Below are 14,147 nucleotides of genomic sequence, written 5' to 3' on the forward strand. Positions count from 1 at the left end.
CACCGCGGCACCCTTATTGACCGTCTGCCAATAGGTGCGCGAGGATGGCCGGGCACGATCCGACCGCCGGGAGGCGCCGTGACCGCCCCGTCCCAGATCACGCCCGAAAGCCTCGCCGACCGCGACGTGCTGCGGACCCTCGCCGCCGAGCCGCTGGTCGGCCTCGCGGCCGGCCGGGCCCTGCTCATGCAGCTCGCCCACCCGGCCGTGGCGCGCGGCGTCGCCGAGCACAGCGACTTCGCCGAGCGCCCCCTGGCCCGGCTGTTCGGCACCCTCGACTTCCTGCTGATCGTCACCTTCGGCACGCCGGAGCAGGTGGCGCGCATCGCGGCGAAGGTCCGCGGCATCCACACCACCGTGCGCGGCGAGGACTACTCCGGCAACGACCCGGACCTCCAGCTCTGGGTCAACGCGACCCTCATCGACTCGGCCCTGCACGTCTACGAGCACGTCATACGGGGCGGCGACCCCGCCCTGGCCGAGGCCTACTACCGGCAGGCGCGGGTCGTCGCCGAGGTCCTCGGCTGCCCCTTGGAGTCGCAGCCTCCCGACCTCGCCGCGTTCCGCGCGTACATGGCCGCCACGCTCGCCGCCCTGAAGGTCACCGGCACCGCCCGCGAGGTCGCCGCCGCCGTCCTGTGGCCCCGCCGCCTGCGCACCCTGGCGCCCGCACTCGCCGTCTTCCGGCTCCTCACGGCCGCGCTCCTGCCGGACGAGCTGCGGGACCAGTTCGGCCTGCCGTGGACCCCGGCACGCCGCCGGACGGCCGGCGCGCTCCTGCGGACGGCCCGCCTCGGCCGCCGCCTGACCCCCGCCCCGCTGAGGCGCCCGCCGGAGCCCCTGCTGGTCCGGCTGGCCGCCTACCGCGTGAACCGGACGCTCTCGGCCCGCCGGGCGCGGCGCCGGGCCGCCTAGGCGACGGACGAGTAGGCGACCACGCCGCGGCGCATGGCGTCCATGGCGCGGCGGGCGGTCCTGCGGAGGTGGCTGTTGGCGGGCGCGGCGTCGGTGACCTGGCCGAGAAGGTCGAGGAGCTGCTTGACGGCCCGGACGAAGTCGCCCGCGGTGAGGTCGCTCTCCATCAGCACCTCGTCGAGCTCGTCGCCCTTGGCCCACCGGTAGGCGGTCCACGCGAAGCCGAGGTCGGGCTCGCGCAGGAACGAGACGCGGTTGTCGCGCTCGACGCCCTCCAGCTGGCCCCAGAGCCGCACCATGGCGGCCAGCGCCTCCTGCGCCGGGCCCGGGGGCGTGCGGGGCGGCGTGGCGTCGTCGGGCTGCCGCGACTCGTAGACGAGGGCGGACACGCACGCGGCCAGCTCGGCCGGGCCGAGCTTCTCCCACAGGCCCTCGCGCAGGCTCTCGGCGGTGAGCAGGTCCAGCTCGTTGTAGATGCGGCCGAGGCGGCGGCCCTCGGCGGTGACGGAGTCGCCGTCGAGGTAGCCGAGCTGCTGCAGGACGGCGCAGACGCGGTCGAACGTGCGGGCGATGACCTGCGAGCGGCCCTCCACGCGGCGCCGCAGCTGCTCGGTCTCGCGGTCCAGGCGGTGGTAGCGCTCGGCCCAGCGGGCGTGGTCCTCGCGCTTGTCGCAGCCGTGCACCGGATGCGCGCGCAGCTCGGCGCGCAGCCGGGTGATCTCGGCGTCGTCGGCGGCGGGCGAGTCGCCGCGCGAGCGTTTGCGCTCGCGCGCGTCGTCGGGCACCTTGTTGCGCAGCGTGGACGCCAGGTCGCGGCGGTCCTGCGGGTTGCGGGGGCTGAAGGACTTCGGGACGCGGATCCGCTCGACGGGCTCGACGGCGCGCGGGAAGTCCTGGATCGACAGCCGCTGCACGGACCGGTTCACGGTCAGCACGAGCGGCGCGGGCCCGTCGGAGCGGCGGCCGACGCCCGGGTCCAGGACGACCGCCAGGCCCGAGCGCCGCCCGGACGGGACGAGGATGACGTCGCCCGGACGCAGCCGCTCCAGGGACCGGGCCGCCTCCGCGCGGCGCGCTCCGGCGCGCTCGCGCGACAGCTCGGACTCGCGGTCCGACAGGCTCCGCCGCATCGCGGCGTACTCCATGAAGTCGCCGAGATGGCACTCGGCGGCCTTGGCGTAGCCCTGGAGGGCCTCCTCGTTCTTGTGCACCTGCCGGGCCAGGCCGACGACGGCGCGGTCGGCCTGGAACTGCGCGAACGACTCCTCCAGGAGCGTGCGGGCCCGTTCGAGGCCGACGGCCCCGACGAGGTTGACGGCCATGTTGTAGGACGGCCGGAAGCTGGAGTTCAGCGGGTAGGTGCGGGTGCCGGCCAGCCCGGCCACCGACGCGGGCTCGACGCTCGGGCCCCACACCACGACGGCGTGGCCCTCGACGTCGATGCCGCGCCGCCCGGCGCGCCCGGTCAGCTGGGTGTACTCGCCCGGGGTGAGGTCGACGTGGGCCTCGCCGTTCCACTTGTCCAGCTTCTCGATCACCACGGTGCGGGCGGGCATGTTGATGCCGAGCGCGAGCGTCTCGGTGGCGAACACCGCCTTGATCATCCCGCGGGTGAACAGCTCCTCGACGATCTCCTTGAACGTCGGGAGCATCCCGGCGTGGTGGGCGGCGACGCCGCGCTCCAGGGCCTCCCGGAAGTCGCCGTAGCCGAGGATCCGCAGGTCCTCCGGCGCGATGTCGGCGGTGCGCAGCTCGGCGTGCGCGCGGATCTCCTCGGCCTCCTCCTTGGAGGTCAGCCGGATCCCGGCGTGCAGGCACTGCAGGACGGCGGCGTCGCAGCCGGCGCGGCTGAAGATGAACGTGATCGCCGGGAGCAGCCCGGCGCGGTCCAGCCGCTCGATCACCTCCGGCCGGGGCGGCGGCCGGAACCGCTGCGGGCGCGGGGCCCGGCGGCGGCCGGTGCGGCGCCCCTGGTTGACCTTGGCGCGCCGGACCTCCTCCACCGCCATCCGGGTCAGCTGCGGGTTCAGCCGGGCCCGGTCCCCGCCCTTGCCGGTGTCGACGAACAGGTCGTACAGCCGCGTCCCCACCAGCATGTGCTGGAAGAGCGGGACGGGGCGGTGCTCGTCCACGATCACCGCGGTGTCGCCGCGGACCTCGTGCAGCCACTCGCCGAACTCCTCGGCGTTGCTGACGGTCGCCGACAGCGCCACGATCCGCACCGAGTCCGGAACGTGGATGATCACCTCTTCCCAGACGGCGCCGCGGAACCGGTCGGCGAGGTAGTGCACCTCGTCCATCACGACGAACGCCAGCCCGGCGAGGGTCTGCGAGCCCGCGTACAGCATGTTGCGCAGGACCTCGGTCGTCATGACGACGATCGGGGCCTCCCCGTTGACGCTGTTGTCGCCGGTCAGCAGGCCCACCTTCTCCGGGCCGTACCGGCGGACGAGGTCGGCGTACTTCTGGTTCGACAGCGCCTTGATCGGCGTGGTGTAGAAGCACTTGGTGCCGCCGGTCAGGGCGAGGTGGACCGCGAACTCCCCCACCACCGTCTTCCCGGAACCGGTGGGTGCGGCGACCAGCACGCCGCTGCCGTCCTCCAGGGCCTGGCACGCCTCCAGCTGGAACGCGTCGAGCTCGAAGTCGTACAGCGTCCGGAAATCCAGCAGGGCCGGGCCGTGCCCGGCGGTGCGCCGGCGGTAGGCGGCGTAGCGCTGGGCCGGGGTCTGTCCGGCCGACGTGGTGTCGGGGGTGGTCATACCATCGAGCCTACGGTTTCGACCGGCCCGATACCCAATCAGCGGGCCCGGTCGCCCTTCTCCAGCTCCGCGTCGATCGACTCGAGGTCGAGGGGCGAGACCTCGTCGTCGGCCAGGCCCGCGTACGGGTCGGGGCGGCGGGCCCGCCTGCGGTCGTTGAGGAAGGCCAGCAGCGCGGCGATCTCGAACAGCAGGACGGTCGGCAGCGCGAGCGCGAGCATCGTGAACGGGTCGGCGCTCGGCGTGGCGACCGCCGCGAACACGAAGATGCCGAACAGGATCAGGCGCTGGGACCGGCGGATCCGCGACGAGCTCAGCACGCCCGCCATGTTCAGCACGACCACGAACAGCGGGAGCTCGAACGTCAGCCCGAACACCAGCAGCATCGTCAGCACGTAGCTGAGGTAGCTGTCGACCGTGATCAGGGGCTTGACGTCGTCGGCGACGAAGCCCAGGAAGATCGCCAGGCCCTTGTCGACGGTGAGGTACGCCAGGGCGGTGCCGACGAAGAACAGCGGGACGGCGGCGCCGAGGAACACGTACGTCCAGCGCCGCTCCCGCTGGTACAGGCCGGGCGCCACGAACGCCCAGAGCTGGTACAGCCAGAACGGCGAGGAGACGACCCCGCCGATGATGCAGGAGATCTTCAGCTTCAGGAAGAACGAGGAGAAGATCCCGTTGACGAACAGGGAGCACTGGTCCTTGTCGACCACGTGGGACTGGGGCAGCGAGCAGTACGGCTGCTTGAGGAAGTCCCAGACGGGGTCGAACAGCAGCCAGCCGAGGACCGCGCCCACCGCGAAGGCCAGCACGGCCTTGATCAGCCTGTTCCGCAGCTCACGGAGGTGGTCCATGAGGGGCATGCGACCGTCGGGGGCGGCGGCGGCTTCGCGCCTGTTCAGCTTCATCGTCGGCATTCGGCTCGGGGGTGGCGGGCGGGTCGTGGCGCGGGGCCGGGTCAGCCCTTGCGCGCCTGACCGGGGTCCGACACCGGGACACCCTGGATCGGCTCGCCCGAGCCCAGCGCACCGCGGGAACGCTGCCCGCTCTCGGAGGCCGCCGCCTCGCGCTCCAGCCGGGCCGCCTCCTCGCGCAGCCGCGCCGCCCTGTCGCGCGCGTCGTCGCCCTGCGAGGACGGCTGCGAGGACGGCATGGTCTTGGCGGGCCGGTCGGCGGGCGCGTCGTCATCGTCCTCGCGCAGGCCCTTGGTCTCGGCCTTCAGGATGCGCGCCGACTTGCCCAGCGAACGGGCGAGCTGGGGCAGCTTCGCCGACCCGAAGATCAGGACGACGACCAGCAGGATGATGAGCAGTTCGGGGGTCCCGATGTTCGGCATGTGCAGTCCTCTTCAACAGGTGACACTCAGGACGATCGTACGCCGTCCCCGGGCGGTTGTGGCGATCGATCGTCTTCCAGCCGGGAGAGTTCATCGCGCAGCGCCGACCGTTCCGGCTCGAGCCGGCGCCTGGTGCGTTCCAGTTCACGTCCGAAACGCCGCACGCCGAGCCACACCTTGAACGCGCACCAGGCGAGCACGGCCAGCCCGGCGAAACCGAGCGCCACCGACACCGAGACCCACGCCACATCCGCCACGCTATCCGATCGGCTCACGCCAGACCGTACCGGGCCAGCGCCCGCGCCGCGTCGCCGCGCACGCCGGCCGCGATCGCCTCCGGGGCCACGACGCGGCCCTGGTCGCCGAGCCGCAGCGCCAGGCCCCGCACCCAGCGGGCGTCCGGGGTGCGCAGGACGACCCGCAGCCGCCCCTCCCCCAGTTCCTCCACGCTCTCGCACGGGTAGTAGTCGGCGACCCACCGGCCGCGCGGGGACAGCTCCAGGGTGACCGCCTCGTCCTGCGGCGAGGGGCGGAACAGGCCGGCGTCCACGTCGATCGGCTCCGCGTCGTCCGGCACCTCGGCGGGCACGTCCAGCATCGACAGGTCGGCGATCCGGTCCAGCTTGAACAGCCGCACCCCCTCGGCCCGGCGGCACCAGCCCTCCAGGTAGGTGGTGCCCTCCACGACCAGCAGCCGCATCGGGTCGACGTCGCGCTCGGTGTTCTCGTCCCGCGCCGGGACGTAGTAGGTCAGGTGGACGCGGCGGCCCGCCGCGATCGCCTCGCGCAGCACGCCGACCGCGGTGCGGGCCGGGTCGGCCGAACCGCCCCGGGCGTCCACCTCCACGGCGACCTTGCTGGACACCGCCGCGGCCGCGCCCGCCGCGCTCTCCAGCTTGGCGATGACGCGGCTGAGCGCGTCCCGGTCGTGCAGCTCGGGGATCTCGGCCAGCATCCGCAGCGCCACCAGCAGCGCGCTCGCCTCGTCCACCTTCAGCCGCAGCGGCCGGGCGATCGACTCCGCCTCCGCCACCGTGATCTCCCCGCCCTCGTAGGACAGGTCGATCGGGCAGTAGGGGTCGGGCGCGCGCAGCTCCACGCACCACAGCAGGTTCAGGTCGTCGATCAGCTGCTTCTCGGTCACCCCGAACGCGGCGGCCGCCTCGCCGAGCAGCACGGAGTCGCGGTTCACCACGTACGGGACGAGCGCCAGCAGGCGCGCGAGCCGGTCGGTGGACGTCGTCGCCGACTTCGCCGCCGTCTTCGCCGCCGTTTTCGCCGTCATCGGCCGTTCATCTCCCCCTGCTCGCCGTGCCCCTCCGGGTGCGCGCCGGCCGCGGCCAGCACCGACTTCAGGTGCTGCACCACCGCCTCGCGCAGGTCCGGCGGATCGAGGACCACCACGTCGTCGGCGAACCGCGCGAGGTAGGGCGCGAACCGGTCGACGTCTCCGAAGGTCAGGACCGCCTCGTCCCACTCGCCGTCCCAGGCCGGCTCCTCGACCGGCCGGACGTCGCGGGCCCACCGCCGCGGGCCCTGCGCCGCGCCGCGGCGCAGCCGGACCGTCGCCGGGCGGGGCTCGCCGAGCGGCTCGCTCCAGTCGAACGCGATGCGCCGCACGTCGACACCGTCCGGGACCGTCACCGACCCGGGCGGGCCGTCCGGCGCGACGTCCCCGACGATGCGGCTCAGCCGGAACACCCGCTGCTCGTCGCGGTCGCGGTCGAACCCGACCACGTACCAGCGGCCGCGCCGGCTCACCACGCCCCACGGGTCCAGGTGCCGGCGCGCCACCGACGTGCGCCCGATGCCCTGGTAGTCGAACGCGACCGGGCGGCCGTCGCGCACCGCCTCCCACAGGGCCGGGAAGGACGGGTCCTGGGTGTTCACCCGCGGCTCGATGCCCGTCGCGGCGGCCACGTCGGTCTCCACCCCGGCCGCGCGCAGCTTCAGCAGCGCCCCCGACGCCGCCTCGGCCATGCTGGCGCGCTGCCACACCCGCGCCGCCAGGCCCAGCACCGCCGCCTCGTCCGGGCTCAGGTGGATCTCGGGCAGCTCGTAGGCCTGCGGGGGGATCCGGTAGCCGATCTCCTCGCCGCCGCCGCCCTGCTGGTCGCTGCCGACCTCCAGCGGGACGCCGAGCTCGCGCAACTCCTCCTTGTCCCGCTCGAACATGCGCTTGAACGCCTCGTCGGAGTCGGGATAGCCGGGCACCGCCCGGCGGATCTGCTCGGCCGTCAGATAGCGCCGGGTGGCGAGCAGGCAGACCACCAGGTTCAGCAGCCGCTCGGTCTTGCGCCGCGACACTCCGCCACCACCTCGTTCCCTCCGTGAGCCCCGAACCCCGGCCGGCGTGCCGATCGTCCCCACGTGCCGTCCTGCAGGACGCTACCGTTTCCCGGTGTGATCCGATGGCGCAAAGGCACAGTCGAGGACATCCGCCGCGAATGGCCGGGGGCGGTCGAGCTGGACGTCTCGATCGGGGGCGAGGGGACGCACCGGGCCCTGGCCTATCCCGCCCTGGTGGGAAGGCCCGAACCGGGCGACACCGTCCTGCTCAACACTACGGCCTTGGCGATGGGGCTCGGCACCGGCGGGTACGCCATGGTCGTCGCGGTCCCGGACCGGCTCCCGCCCGACCCGGAGGGGCCGGGCCACCTGGTCAAGGCCCGCTACACCCCGCTGCAGGCCACCGTCCTCGGCGCCGACGAGCAGGACTCGCCCCACCACGCGGTCCTGCGCGACGCCGACTCGCTGGACGCGATGCCCGTCATCGTCGCCGACCTGCACTCCGCGCTGCCCCCGATCCTGGCCGCCCTGCTGGCCGCGCGCCCGGGCGCGCGGGTCGTCTACGTGATGCCGGACGGCGGGGCGCTGCCGGCGTGGTTCTCGATGTCGATCGCCCGGCTGAAGGACGCCGGGGCCCTCGCCGCGACCGTCACCGTGGGGCAGGCGTTCGGCGGCGACCTGGAGGCCGTCACCGTCCACACCGGCCTGCTGGCCGCGCGGCTCGTGCTGGAGGCCGACGTGGTGGTCCTCGCCCAGGGGCCCGGCAACCTGGGCACGGGCACCAAATGGGGCTTCTCGGGCGTTTCGGCGGGCGAGGCCGTCAACGCCGCGTCCGTGCTGGGCGGGCGGCCGGTGGGGTCGCTGCGGGTCAGTGAGGGCGACGGCCGCGAGCGCCACCTCGGTGTCTCGCACCACTCCCTGACCGCCTACGGGCGCGTGGCGCTGGCCCGCGCCGACATCCCCGTCCCCGAACTCGGCGGCCACTTCGGCGCCCGCGTCGCCGCCGGGGCCGCGCCGCTGGGCGACCGGCACCGGCTCGTCCCCGTCCCCGTCGACGGCCTCCACGAGACCCTCAGGGCCGCCGAGAAGGACTGGGGCGTCCGGCTGTCGACCATGGGCCGCCGCCTGGACGAGGACCTTCCCTACTTCCTCACGGCGGCCGCCGCGGGCCGCCACACGGCCGCCCTGCTCGGCTGACCTCAGAGCGCCGCGGGCTCGGCGCCCGCGGGCTCACCGCCCGCGGGCTCACCGCCGGCACCGGCCCCGGCACCGGGCCCAGCGCCCGCAGCCTCCTCGGCGGTGAAGGACGAGCTGAACGTGAACGCCCGCGGCGTGGGGCCGTCCGCGCGGAGCAGCGCGAGGCGCTCCAGGGCCTCGCCGACGCTCGGGACGTGGCCCGCCGGCACCCACCACAGGACGAGATGCGCGTCCACGTGCCGCTGGAACCACTCGCGGCGGCGCCGCATCGTCTCCAGGTGCGCGCTGCGGTAGACGAAGTCCCACAGCGCCTCCGCCGACTCCCACACCGAGAAGTTGACGATGACGTCGTCGCCGGCGGGGCGCATCCCGGTGGCGTCGGCCTCCCCCTCCTCCACCAGGCGCCAGACGAATCCCGGCGTGCCGTCGGCGAGCGCGTTGACCGGCTCCACCAGCGCGACGAAGTCGGCCATGCGCGGGTCGGCGAGGGGGAAGCGGAGCGTGGCGAGGTTGAACTGCGCGAGGTGGTACCGGGTCCGTGTGCTCATGGGCTCACCCCACCACGCTCCCCACTTCTATGTCAATGCTCGTTGTTTTTAGAATGCGCGGCCGCGACGCAGCACCAGCCGGGCCGCGGATCCATCCGGACCCGGACCCGCGAGCCCTCCACCAGCCCTTCGAGCAGCGCCAGGTTCATCCCGCAGACCAGCGGCGGGAACTGCTCGGCGACCACGTGGAAAGGGCAGTTGCGCATGCGCAGGACGGCGCCGTCCTCGTCCATGACCGGCTCGTAGCCGCGGCCGGCCAGCACCTCCGCCAGGTCGTCCAGAGTGCCGAAGGAGCCGCCCCGGCCGCGCAGCGCCCTCCCCTTGCGGCGGGCCGCGTCCTGGAGCTCCATGTCGAGGCCGGCCGACTCGGCCGCCTCGGCCAGCAGCCCCGCCGCCGTCCGGTAGTCGCGGGCGGGCACCGAGACGTCCCGCTCCGCCGACGAGCGCCGGTAGACCTTCGCCGGGCGGCCCGCCCCGGGCCCGGAGCGCCCCGTCAGCCGCCTGCTGCCGGCCTCCAGGAGCCCGGCGTCGACCAGCTTGTCCAGGTGGAAGGCCGCCAGGGTCCGCGCGACGCCGGCCGCCTCGGCGGCCTCCCCCCGTCCCACCTCGCGGCCCTGGCCCGCGACGAACTCGTACAGCCGCCGCCGCACCGGATCCTGCAGCAGCGCGATCGCGTCGATGTCCTCCATCCCGCCATTCTAAGAACGACGGGAACTCGACTTAGAGCGCTCGGCTCAGTGCGCGCCCAGCAGGTCCACGACGAACACCAGCGTGTCGTTCCCCTTGATGCCGAACTGCGGCAGGCCCTTGGCCCCGTACCCGAGCGCCGGCGGCACCACCAGCAGCACGCGGCTGCCCACCCGCTGGCCCACCAGGCCCTGGTCCCAGCCCTTCATCACCTGGCCGGTCCCGATCATCGCCCCGAACGGGTGGCCCTCCGACCAGGAGGAGTTGAAGGCCTTCCCGTCGCGCCAGAAGTACCCGCCGTACTGCAGCGCCACCAGCTGGCCCTTGCGCACCGCCGGGCCGTCCCCCTTGACCAGCGTCCGGACCTGGAGGCCCTTCGGCGGGGCCGAGCGCGGCATCGTCACCGCCGGCGCCCGCCCGGCCGCCGCGTCCGCCACCTTCGGCAGCCCCGGCTCGTCCAGCGGCGCCTGACGCGCCCCGTGCGGGCCCGCCGTCCGCGGGTACACCGCCCGGACGTCCAGGACGTACACCAGCGTGTCGTCGCCGCTCACCTGGTGCTTCGGGTCGCCCTCGCCGCCGAAGCCGTCCTTCGGCGGGATCCGGGTCACCACCCGCGACCCCGGCCGCACCCCCTCGAACGCCTTCGTCAGGCCGGGCACCAGACGCCCGGTGGGGAAGGCGCCCGGCTCGCCCTTGGAGTAGCTGCTGGCCAGCAGCTTGCGCCCGCCCTTGTTCCACCGGTAGCCCACGTAGTCGGCCACGACGAGGTCGCCCTTGCGCGCCGCGGTTCCCTCGCCCTTCTTCACGGTCTTCACCGCGAAGGAGTCACCGGGTGCCCCCTTGGGGAACTTCACCTGCGGCAACTTCCCGAAGTCGCCGCTCACCTCGACGTCCACGCCGCCGCCCGAGCAGGCGGCGGACAGCGCGAGCGGCAGGGCGAGCACGACGGCCGCGGGGAGGAACCGAACACGACGACGCATACGGGGGTCCTTCGGGGGTGGTGAGCGCTACTGCGCGCTCACCCTACCGCCCGGGTGACCTGCCGGTAACCTGCCGTGCGCGTTGCCCGCGGCGGCCCGGGACGCGCGCCGGGCCGCCGCGCCCCACGCCTACATGCCGGCGATGAGCTTGTCCACGCGCTCGTCCACGGAACGGAACGGGTCCTTGCACAGCACCGTCCGCTGCGCCTGGTCGTTCAGCTTCAGATGGACCCAGTCCACCGTGAAGTCGCGCCGCTTCTCCTGCGCCTTGCGGATGAACTCGCCCCGCAGCCGCGCCCGCGTCGTCTGCGGCGGCACCGACTTCGCCTCGAAGATGTCGAGGTCGCGCGACACCCGGTCGACCGACCCCCGCTTCTCCAGCAGGTAGTACAGCCCGCGGTCGCGGTGCACGTCGTGGTAGGTGAGGTCGAGCTGGGCCACGCGCGGCGACGACAGCGGCAGGTCGTACTTGCGCCGGTACCGCTCGATCAGCTTGTACTTGATCACCCAGTCGATCTCGCGCGAGACCAGGTCCAGGTCGCCGGTCTCCACCGCGCGCAGCGTCCGCTCCCACAGCTCCAGCACCCGCTTGGCCGTCGCGTCGCCGCCCCGCGCGTCCACGAAGTCGCGCGCCTTGCCGTAGTACTCCTTCTGGATCTCCAACGAGCTGGCCTCGCGGCCGTTGGCCAGCCGCACCTTGCGGCGGCCCGTCATGTCGTGGCTGACCTCGCGGATCGCCCGGATCGGGTTCTCCAGGGTGAGGTCGCGCATCACCACCCCCGCCTCGATCATCCGCAGCACCAGGTCGGTCGCCCCGACCTTGAGCAGCATCGTCGTCTCGCTCATGTTCGAGTCGCCGACGATCACGTGCAGGCGGCGGAACCGCTCGGCGTCCGCGTGCGGCTCGTCGCGGGTGTTGATGATCGGGCGGGACCGCGTCGTCGCCGACGACACGCCCTCCCAGATGTGCTCGGCCCGCTGCGACACGCAGTACACCGCGCCGCGGGGCGTCTGCAGGACCTTGCCGGCGCCGCAGATGATCTGCCGCGTCACCAGGTACGGGATCAGCACGTCCGCGAGCCGTCCGAACTCGCCGTGCCGCCCCACCAGGTAGTTCTCGTGGCAGCCGTAGGAGTTGCCGGCCGAGTCGGTGTTGTTCTTGAACAGGTAGATGTCGCCGGCGATGCCCTCCTCGCGGAGCCGCCGCTCGGCGTCGACCAGGAGGCCCTCCAGGATCCGCTCGCCCGCCTTGTCATGCGTCACCAGGTCGACGACGCTGTCGCACTCCGGCGTCGCGTACTCAGGATGGCTCCCCACGTCCAGGTAGAGCCGGGCCCCGTTGCGAAGGAACACGTTGCTGCTGCGGCCCCACGACACGACCCTGCGGAACAGATAGCGCGCCACCTCGTCCGGTGACAACCGCCGCTGCCCGCGGAAGGTGCAGGTGACGCCGTACTCGTTCTCAAGCCCGAAGATGCGCCTGTCCACACCAAGACCCTATGCGGCGCGGCCGTCACTTGGCAGTCTCTCGACCCACCGTTTCCGGCGAACGCGGGCGCCGCGCCGCAAGGCGCCCCGAACACCGCGGGCCCGCGGCGGCGGGGACGGTGTCGCCGTCCCCGCCGCCGCGGGCCCGTCTCGGCAGGCGGGAGGCCGGCCGGCGCCCCGCCCGCCCGCGCGTCAGTCCTCGTCGGCGCCGGACGAGGAGGCCGTGCCCCCGCCGGCGGAATCTCCGGCGTCCTCGCCGCCGGAGGTGGCGGACCCGGAGTCCTCCGCCGAGAGCAGGTCCCCGATCCGCGCCGCCGACAGCCGCTTGAACAGGCGGTGCTCACGGTTGCGGTCCAGCACCGCGACCTCGAGCGAGGTCGCCTCCAGATGCCGGTCGGAGTCCTGGGCCTCCAGCGCCCGCACCGCCGTGCGCAGCGCGTCCTCCAGCGCGGAGCCCTCCCGGTAGCCGTCCTTCAGCGACTGCGCCACCGCCTCGGCCTGCCCGCCCATGGCGACGTAGCCGTGCTCGTCGGCGACCGAGCCGTCGAACGTCAGCCGGTAGATCTGGTCGGTCTCGGCGTCGTCGCCCACCTCCGCGACGACCAGCTCGACCTCGTAGGGCTTGTTGGTCTCGGTGAAGATCGTCCCGAGCGACTGCGCGTACACGTTCGCCAGGCCCCGCGCCGTCACGTCGCGGCGGTCGTACTGGTAGCCGTTGATGTCGGCGTAGCGGACGCCACCGAGTCGCAGGTTCTCGAACTCGTTGTACTTCCCCACCGCCGCGAACGCGATCCGGTCGTAGATCTCACTGATCTTGTGCAGCGCCCGCGACGGGTTGTCCGCCACGAACAGGATGCCGTCGTCGTACTGCAGCACCACGACACTGCGGCCGCGCGCGATGCCCTTGCGCGCGTAGTCCGCCTTGTCCTTCATCTGCTGTTCGGGCGACACGTAGAACGGCATGGACACCGGTCTGGATCCCTTCTATCGCAGCGGGGCGGTCGGGCCGCCCGGCGAGTCGTAACGTGCGTCGACGACGGCCTGCGCCAGCGCGCCCACCTCGTCCTCGCCGAGCCGGCGGTACCCGTCCGCCGTCACCGACGCCACCACGGGGAAGATCCGGCGGGTCAGGTCGGGGCCGCCCGTCGCCGAGTCGTCGTCGGCCGCGTCGTAGAGCGACTGGACGCACGCGAGCGCCGCGTCCTCCGCCGACAGGTCCGGCCGGTAGAGCTTCTTCAGGGCGCCGCGCGCGAAGACCGAACCCGAGCCGATCGAGTGGAAGTCGCGCTCCTCGTAGCGGCCGCCCGCCGGGTCGTAGGAGAAGATCCGCCCCTCGTTCCGCTCCTCGTCGTAGCCCGCGAACAGCGGCACCACCGCCAGGCCCTGCATGGCCATCGCGAGGTTCTGCCGCACCATCGTCGCCAGGCGGTTCGCCTTGCCCTCGACCGACAGCGTCCGGCCCTCGCGCTTCTCGTAGTGCTCCAGCTCCACCTGGAACAGCCGGACCATCTCGATCCCGATCCCGGCCGTGCCGGCGATCGCGATCGCGGAGAACTCGTCGGCCCGGAAGACCTTCTCGATGTCGCGCTGCGCGATGACGTTGCCCGCCGTCGCCCGCCGGTCGCCCGCCATCACCACCCCGCCGGGGAAGCCGACCGCGACGATCGTCGTCCCGTGCGGGATGTCCTCGCCCGCCCGCGAGGACGGCGGCGTCCGCCTGCCGGGCAGCAGCTCCGGGGAGTACGCCCCGAGGAACTCCGTGAACGACGACGTATCCGGGCTCGCGAACAACCCCGGCAGACGTCCGGTGTGCGAATCGTGGGACGCCACGCGACTCCCTTCCCCTCCACCATTGCGCCGGCCTCGGTGATCTCACCGGCGCGGACTCTACGACCCTACTGTTCAAGGTCGCCCGCGCGCATGCCGCCCGATCACCGGTCCGGTC

Annotated in this window: 14 protein-coding genes; 2 read left to right on the forward strand and 12 right to left on the reverse strand. The window is 73.4% G+C overall.

Annotation, left to right across the window (positions count from 1 at the left end):
- Nucleotides 1-78: 78 nt before the first annotated feature.
- The gene (locus BJY14_RS00295) at nucleotides 79-915 is read left to right on the forward strand and encodes an oxygenase MpaB family protein (RefSeq protein ID WP_312878883.1); all 837 of its coding nucleotides are present in this window, start codon (nucleotides 79-81) and stop codon (nucleotides 913-915) included.
- Here the strand turns inward: BJY14_RS00295 and BJY14_RS00300 are convergent.
- From BJY14_RS00300 to BJY14_RS00325, 6 genes are all read right to left on the reverse strand, one after another.
- Nucleotides 912-3,677, reverse strand: a complete 2,766-nt coding sequence (locus BJY14_RS00300; RefSeq protein WP_179841715.1) for a DEAD/DEAH box helicase — start codon at nucleotides 3,675-3,677, stop codon at nucleotides 912-914. The two genes, BJY14_RS00295 and BJY14_RS00300, sit on opposite strands and share 4 nt — an antisense overlap.
- 38 nt (nucleotides 3,678-3,715) lie before the next feature.
- Nucleotides 3,716-4,540, reverse strand: coding sequence for a twin-arginine translocase subunit TatC (tatC, locus tag BJY14_RS00305; RefSeq protein WP_246396371.1), 825 nt, complete (start codon nucleotides 4,538-4,540; stop codon nucleotides 3,716-3,718).
- A gap of 95 nt (nucleotides 4,541-4,635) precedes the next feature.
- On the reverse strand, nucleotides 4,636-5,013 hold the full coding sequence (tatA, locus tag BJY14_RS46260; protein ID WP_179841717.1) for a Sec-independent protein translocase subunit TatA: 378 nt from the start codon (nucleotides 5,011-5,013) through the stop codon (nucleotides 4,636-4,638).
- A 26-nt stretch (nucleotides 5,014-5,039) separates the two neighbouring features.
- The gene (locus tag BJY14_RS00315) at nucleotides 5,040-5,261 is read right to left on the reverse strand and encodes a hypothetical protein (protein ID WP_258939880.1); all 222 of its coding nucleotides are present in this window, start codon (nucleotides 5,259-5,261) and stop codon (nucleotides 5,040-5,042) included.
- A 23-nt stretch (nucleotides 5,262-5,284) separates the two neighbouring features.
- Nucleotides 5,285-6,298 (reverse strand): helix-turn-helix transcriptional regulator, encoded by a 1,014-nt coding sequence (locus tag BJY14_RS00320; RefSeq protein ID WP_179841719.1) that lies wholly within the window; start codon nucleotides 6,296-6,298, stop codon nucleotides 5,285-5,287.
- A complete protein-coding gene (locus tag BJY14_RS00325) occupies nucleotides 6,295-7,320 on the reverse strand; it encodes a helix-turn-helix transcriptional regulator (RefSeq protein WP_179841720.1) in 1,026 nt (341 codons plus the stop codon). Before BJY14_RS00325 ends, BJY14_RS00320 begins: the two co-directional genes overlap by 4 nt.
- A 96-nt stretch (nucleotides 7,321-7,416) precedes the next feature.
- On the opposite strand from BJY14_RS00325, the gene BJY14_RS00330 reads away from it, so the two are divergent.
- On the forward strand, nucleotides 7,417-8,499 hold the full coding sequence (locus tag BJY14_RS00330) for a DUF3866 family protein (protein WP_179841721.1): 1,083 nt from the start codon (nucleotides 7,417-7,419) through the stop codon (nucleotides 8,497-8,499).
- A 2-nt stretch (nucleotides 8,500-8,501) separates the two neighbouring features.
- Here BJY14_RS00330 and BJY14_RS00335 read toward each other — a convergent pair whose 3' ends face one another.
- The 6 genes from BJY14_RS00335 to prcB form a co-directional block, all read right to left on the reverse strand.
- Nucleotides 8,502-9,047, reverse strand: a complete 546-nt coding sequence (locus BJY14_RS00335) for a DUF3291 domain-containing protein (protein ID WP_179841722.1) — start codon at nucleotides 9,045-9,047, stop codon at nucleotides 8,502-8,504.
- A gap of 32 nt (nucleotides 9,048-9,079) precedes the next feature.
- Nucleotides 9,080-9,736 (reverse strand): helix-turn-helix transcriptional regulator, encoded by a 657-nt coding sequence (locus BJY14_RS00340; RefSeq protein WP_179841723.1) that lies wholly within the window; start codon nucleotides 9,734-9,736, stop codon nucleotides 9,080-9,082.
- Nucleotides 9,737-9,781: 45 nt separating this feature from the next.
- Entirely contained in the window at nucleotides 9,782-10,714 is a 933-nt protein-coding gene (locus BJY14_RS00345) for an FKBP-type peptidyl-prolyl cis-trans isomerase (RefSeq protein WP_179841724.1), read from the reverse strand.
- Nucleotides 10,715-10,843: 129 nt separating this feature from the next.
- Nucleotides 10,844-12,202, reverse strand: a complete 1,359-nt coding sequence (gene pafA / locus BJY14_RS00350; RefSeq protein ID WP_089313247.1) for a Pup--protein ligase — start codon at nucleotides 12,200-12,202, stop codon at nucleotides 10,844-10,846.
- Nucleotides 12,203-12,394: 192 nt separating this feature from the next.
- Nucleotides 12,395-13,165, reverse strand: coding sequence for a proteasome subunit alpha (prcA, locus tag BJY14_RS00355; protein WP_179849079.1), 771 nt, complete (start codon nucleotides 13,163-13,165; stop codon nucleotides 12,395-12,397).
- A gap of 21 nt (nucleotides 13,166-13,186) precedes the next feature.
- Nucleotides 13,187-14,032 carry a proteasome subunit beta gene (gene prcB, locus BJY14_RS00360; RefSeq protein ID WP_179841725.1) on the reverse strand — a complete coding sequence of 282 codons (846 nt, stop codon included), beginning with the start codon at nucleotides 14,030-14,032 and terminating at the stop codon, nucleotides 13,187-13,189.
- Between the last annotated feature and the right edge of the window lie 115 nt (nucleotides 14,033-14,147).

The organism is Actinomadura luteofluorescens (assembly GCF_013409365.1).
GTDB classification, from domain to species: Bacteria; Actinomycetota; Actinomycetes; order Streptosporangiales; family Streptosporangiaceae; genus Spirillospora; species Spirillospora luteofluorescens.

Bases quoted from the DNA above. Each gene is read 5' to 3' on its own strand.
- tatA (WP_179841717.1), bottom strand. From the start codon at position 5,013: ATGCCGAACATCGGGACCCCCGAACTGCTCATCATCCTGCTGGTCGTC.
- BJY14_RS00335 (WP_179841722.1), bottom strand. From the start codon at position 9,047: ATGAGCACACGGACCCGGTACCACCTCGCGCAGTTCAACCTCGCCACG.
- BJY14_RS00320 (WP_179841719.1), bottom strand. From the start codon at position 6,298: ATGACGGCGAAAACGGCGGCGAAGACGGCGGCGAAGTCGGCGACGACG.
- BJY14_RS00345 (WP_179841724.1), bottom strand. From the start codon at position 10,714: ATGCGTCGTCGTGTTCGGTTCCTCCCCGCGGCCGTCGTGCTCGCCCTG.
- BJY14_RS00300 (WP_179841715.1), bottom strand. From the start codon at position 3,677: ATGACCACCCCCGACACCACGTCGGCCGGACAGACCCCGGCCCAGCGC.
- BJY14_RS00340 (WP_179841723.1), bottom strand. From the start codon at position 9,736: ATGGAGGACATCGACGCGATCGCGCTGCTGCAGGATCCGGTGCGGCGG.
- tatC (WP_246396371.1), bottom strand. From the start codon at position 4,540: ATGCCCCTCATGGACCACCTCCGTGAGCTGCGGAACAGGCTGATCAAG.
- prcA (WP_179849079.1), bottom strand. From the start codon at position 13,165: ATGCCGTTCTACGTGTCGCCCGAACAGCAGATGAAGGACAAGGCGGAC.